This window comes from Allobaileyella intestinalis (assembly GCF_009695865.1).
In the GTDB taxonomy this organism is placed as follows: Bacteria; Bacillota; Clostridia; order Peptostreptococcales; family Anaerovoracaceae; genus Allobaileyella; species Allobaileyella intestinalis.
The window spans coordinates 1-807 of the sequence record NZ_VUNB01000022.1; the positions used below are offsets into that span (position 1 = coordinate 1).

Sequence of the window (807 nt, forward strand, 5' to 3'; positions counted from 1 at the left end):
TTGGGATGAAGTCAAGGAGCATATGCACATCCAAATTAAAGAAGCCAACACAACTTCCTATGCTTCTTATGTAAAACATACAGTTCGTGAAGAAGAATTAAAGAAAGTATTTAATTCACTTGGTGGAAACAACAAGAAAGCTGAAAAGCCAATCAAGAAAAAAGCGAAGGTTGATATGAATTTAAATCAGATTCATGTCGAAGATAAAAAGCCAGACTGTTTAATGATTGACGGCTACAATATGATTTATGACTGGCAAGATTTAAAAGATATTGCCAAAGTAAACATTGAATCTGCACGTGATGAATTGATCAATCGAATCTCGAATTATCAAGGATATAAGCGTATCAAAGTCATCTTAGTATTTGATGGATATCGCGTTAAAAACAATACAGGTTCACATTTTAATCAAGGAAATCTAGACATTATTTATACGAGATATAATCAAACAGCAGACAGCTATATTGAAAAGGCTGTACACGACTTAAAAAAGAAATATGAATTATCAGTTGCGACAAGTGATGGCTTGATTCAAAATGCGATTTTAGCCAATGGCGCAAAAAGAATTTCAGCTCGTGAACTTGAGATTGCGGTAAAAAACGTAAACAAACGAGCTCTTTCGTACCTAAAGAAATAGTTTATGATATAATAGCGAAAAAGATGGAGGAATTTGATTTATGACAAGAAAGATTGCCATTATTGGAGCCGGTCCTGCTGGCTATACATTAGCTCAAGAATTAGTTAAAACAGAAAATGAGTACCAGATTGATATTTTTGATAAGGAAGCTGAAATTGGTGGAGCCATTT

At 33.7% G+C, this 807-nt stretch carries 2 protein-coding genes; both read left to right on the plus strand.

All coding sequences use genetic code 11. The features are described 5' to 3' along the window. Positions 1-637 (plus strand): NYN domain-containing protein (locus FYJ66_RS09140; RefSeq protein ID WP_206157051.1); only part of this gene is annotated, 637 nt, incomplete at its 5' end. A gap of 40 nt (positions 638-677) precedes the next feature. Further along, on the plus strand, positions 678-807 hold a 130-nt coding region (locus tag FYJ66_RS09500; protein ID WP_154573187.1), incomplete at its 3' end, for an NAD(P)-binding protein.